The sequence below is a fragment of the Caldimonas sp. genome (assembly GCF_046289365.1).
Lineage (GTDB): Bacteria > Pseudomonadota > Gammaproteobacteria > Burkholderiales > Burkholderiaceae_C > Caldimonas.
Map to the genome: position 1 here is coordinate 1 of NZ_JBKBVU010000238.1, position 4,146 is coordinate 4,146.

Consider the following 4,146-nt stretch of genomic DNA (forward strand, 5'->3'; position numbering starts at 1 on the left):
GGCCGCGCAGATCGAGGCGGCCACCGGCGGGAAGCGCTAGCAGGAGGAGGTTGCCGAAGGCTTCATCGACATCGCGGTGGGCAGCATGGCCAATGCGATCAAGAAGATCTCGGTGGCCCGCGGCTACGACGTGACACGCTACACGCTGCAGTGTTTCGGCGGCGCCGGCGGCCAGCATGCCTGCCTGGTCGCCGATGCCCTGGGCATGACGCGCGTGTTCGTGCACCCGCTGGCCGGGGTGCTCTCGGCCTATGGCATGGGCCTGGCCGATCAGCGCGTGATGCGCGAGGCGGCGGTCGAGCGCCCGCTGAACGAGGCCGCACTCGAGGCCTTGGCCGCCCAGGTCGAGGCCCTCGAACGCGAGGCGCGCGAGGACCTGCTCGCCCAGGGGGTGAACACCCGGCACGTGAGCACCGAGCGCCGTGTCCGCGTGCGCTACGAGGGCACGGACACCGCGCTGTCGGTGCCGCTGGGTACGGTGGCGCAGACGCGGGCGGCCTTCGAGGCCGCCTACCGCCAGCGCTTCGCCTTCCTGATGCCCGACCGGGGCCTGGTGATCGAAGCGGTGTCGGTCGAAGCGGTGGGGGCCGGCGAAGCCCCGGTGGAGCCGCGCCAGGCGGAGGCGTCCGACGCGCCCGCACCGGTGACGGCGCAGGTGCGGATGTTCAGCGGCGCCCGCTGGTGGAGCGCCTCGCTGGTGATACGCGAGCAGACCCGGCCCGGCCATGTGATCGCCGGCCCGGCGATCATCGCCGAGCGCAACGCGACCACCGTGGTCGAGCCCGGCTGGCAGGCGCGTGTGACCGCCTTGAACCACCTGGTGCTCGAACGGGTCGAGGCGCGCACGCAGCGCAAGGCCATCGGCACCTCGGTCGACCCGGTGATGCTGGAGGTGTTCAACAACCTGTTCATGAACATCGCCGAGCAGATGGGCCTGCAGCTTCAGAACACCGCCTACTCGGTGAACATCAAGGAGCGGCTGGACTTCTCCTGCGCGCTCTTCGACGGCGAGGGCAACCTGATCGCCAACGCGCCGCACATGCCGGTGCACCTGGGCTCGATGAGCGAGTCGATCAAGACCGTGATCGCGCGCAACCCCGGCATGCGAGCGGGCGATGTCTATGTCCTCAACGACCCCTACCATGGCGGCACCCATCTGCCCGATGTGACGGTGGTCACCCCGGTGTTCCTCGACGGACATGCGCGGCCGCTCTTTTACGTCGGCTCGCGCGGCCATCATGCCGACATCGGCGGCACCACGCCCGGCTCCATGCCCCCCTTCTCGACCCGCATCGAGGAAGAAGGGGTGCAGATCGACAACTTCAAGCTCGTCGATGGCGGCGTGCTGCGCGAGAAGGAGATCCTGGCCCTGCTGGCCAGCGGCGAATACCCCTCGCGCAACCCGCAGCAAAACCTCGCCGATCTCAAGGCCCAGATCGCAGCCAACGAAAAAGGCGTGCAGGAGCTGCGCAAGATGGTCGAACAATTCGGGCTGGACGTGGTGCAGGCCTACATGGGCCATGTGCAGGACAACGCCGAGGAGTCGGTGCGCCGTGTCATCACCGCGCTGAAAGATGGCCAGTTCACGCTGCCGCTGGACAACGGCGCGCGCATCCAGGTGGCCATCCGCGTGAACCGGGTGCAGCGCAGCGCGGTGATCGACTTCACCGGCACCTCGCCACAACTGCACAACAACTTCAACGCCCCCAAGGCGGTGTGCATGGCCGCGGTGCTCTATGTCTTCCGCACCCTGGTCGGCGACGACATCCCGCTCAACGCCGGCTGCCTCAAGCCGCTGGAGGTGATCATCCCCGAGGGCTCGATGCTCAACCCGCACCCACCGGCGTCGGTGGTGGCGGGCAACGTGGAAACCTCCACCTGCATCACCAACGCGCTGTACGGCGCCTTGGGCGTGCTCGCGGCCAGCCAGTGCACGATGAACAACTTCACCTTCGGCAACGAGCGCTACCAGTACTACGAGACCATCTCGGGCGGCTCGGGGGCCGGGGTGTACACCGACGACCAGGGGCGGGTGGTGGACGGCTTCGACGGCACGAGCGTGGTGCAGACCCACATGACCAACTCACGGCTGACCGACCCGGAGGTGCTGGAGTTCCGCTACCCGGTGCGGCTGGACAGCTATGAGATCCGCCGCGGTTCGGGCGGCGCGGGCCGCTGGCGCGGCGGCGACGGCGGCGTGCGCCGCATCCGCTTCCTGGAGCCGATGACGGCGTCGATCCTGTCCAACGGTCGCACTGTGCCGGCCTTCGGGCTGGCCGGCGGCGAGCCGGGCGCCCTGGGCGTCAACCGCGTCGAGCGTGCCGACGGCAGCGTGGAGGTGCTGGCCCACATCGGCAGCACCGAGATGGGCGTGGGCGATGTCTTCGTGATCGAGACGCCCGGCGGCGGCGGCTGGGGAGCCCCGGCCGGCTGAACGGGGGGGCAGGCCCGCCGCGAGGAGACGGATCGAAGCGATTCCCCAACCGCTGCAACACACCCGCACGGGGGCCTGCCAGAAAACCGGGGTGGCGCGACGCGCCACCTTGCATTTTTACCACCAGGTCTCGGCCTGGATGCCGATGGAGGTGCCCGCCTTCTTGTCGCCATACACCTGCTGGAGGCGACCCGTCAGCGCGTTGCGTGCGGCCTCGTTCCAGATCGCATGGGTCACGAACAGCCGGATGGTCGGGCGCGACCAGGCCTCGTTGCCGGCCGACACCGCACCGGCCAGCGTGAACTTCGTCATGTGCCGCGTGCCGCTGCCGTCATCGGGCTTCACCTGGTCATGGCCCACCTCGAGCAAGACCCGGAACGGCCCGGAGATGTGCGTGTCGGTGCGTGCGCCCAGGGCCAGCCACTTGTTGCCGGCATCGGCGGCGTCCTTGCGCACGCGGTACTCGCCCACCACGTCCAGGTGGGTGCCGGCCGTGATCTTGCCGCCGAACTGGACGATGCCGCGCGTGTTCTTCAGCGCGCCCTGCTTGTCGTGCCGCAAGCCGAGCAGCCAGTTGCCACCCATCACACCGTTGAGCCGCTGGTACAGACCCACGGCCAGGCCGTTGTCCTGGTCGGCCGGGTCGAGGCCGGTGGTCTGGTCACGGCTCTTCAACTGGCCCGAGGGTGTGACGTAGATCGAGAGGTCGCCGCTGGGCGTGGTCTGCAAGCCGGTCAGACGGATGGGCAGCGCATAGCGGTTGTCGTTGGCCGGGCCGCGGCCATTCATCATGAAGCCGATGCTCAGCTTGCCGATGCCCACGTCCATGTCCTCGATGCCGGCGCCATCGCCGTCGTTGATCTCCAGGAACTGGTCGTTGATGCCCGTCTGCAGACGGTTGTAGAAGCGCCGGCCCGCCCAGACCTTGCCGTTGGCCAGCCCGGCGATGTTGGTGCCATAGGCATAGACCTGGCCGAAGCGCGTGGTGAGCTCATCCGTGCCGGCCTCGACCTGGCCCCAGGCACGATAGACGCTGGGCATGAAGTGCACATGCCAGTCCGAGCCTTCGAAGCTCGCCAGCTTGGCGCTGAGGTTGGGTTCGATCACGTAGTCGCATTCGTTGCCCAGGCGCCATTTCGTGTCGGCGCCGGGCAGTCCGAAGCACACCTGGGTGCCGCCGCGTGCGTTGATGCCGGTGCCCGCGCGCATGTAGCCGGAGAAGTCGATGGACGCCGCATGGGCGACGCCCGCCAGGCCGGCCCAGGCCAGGGCGGCGATCAGGATCTTGGTGTTCATGGTCGGCAATCTCCTCGTCTCTTGTGATGGGAAGGAACAGGGCCGGTGAATCCGGCGGTTGAGAAAACGGTCACTGCAGGGCGCGCCCCTGGGGGTCGAAGAGCAGCAAGTGCTGCGGATCGGGCCGCAGGCCCACCGACTGGCCCACGGCCGGTTCGGACTGGCCGGGCGCCAGCCGCACGGCCAGCGGCTCGCGGCCTTCGCCGCGCAGGCTCGCGTGCACGATCAGCGCATCGCCCAGGTGCTCCACCAGGTCGATGCGGGCGGCCCAGCCCTCGCCTTCGCGGCACAGGGCCAGGTGCTCGGGCCGCACGCCCAGGGTGAGCACCTCGCCCGGCGCGGCCGCACCGGCAAGCAGCGGCACCACGACAGCCCAGTGCGCCTGCAGGTGAAACACGGTGTCGGCGTCCGCAGCG

Annotated in this window: 3 protein-coding genes; 1 reads left to right on the forward strand and 2 read right to left on the reverse strand. The window is 69.1% G+C overall.

Going from position 1 to position 4,146, the window contains the following annotated elements:
* Positions 1-76 precede the first annotated feature (76 nt).
* Entirely contained in the window at positions 77-2,434 is a 2,358-nt protein-coding gene (locus ACK42S_RS16115; RefSeq protein WP_409709858.1) for a hydantoinase B/oxoprolinase family protein, read from the forward strand.
* 117 nt (positions 2,435-2,551) lie between these two features.
* On the opposite strand, the gene ACK42S_RS16120 is transcribed toward ACK42S_RS16115, so the two are convergent.
* Complete coding sequence (locus tag ACK42S_RS16120; protein ID WP_409709861.1) at positions 2,552-3,730, reverse strand: carbohydrate porin; 1,179 nt, start codon at positions 3,728-3,730, stop codon at positions 2,552-2,554.
* 70 nt (positions 3,731-3,800) lie between these two features.
* On the reverse strand, positions 3,801-4,146 hold a 346-nt coding region (locus ACK42S_RS16125), incomplete at its 5' end, for a TOBE domain-containing protein (RefSeq protein ID WP_409709864.1).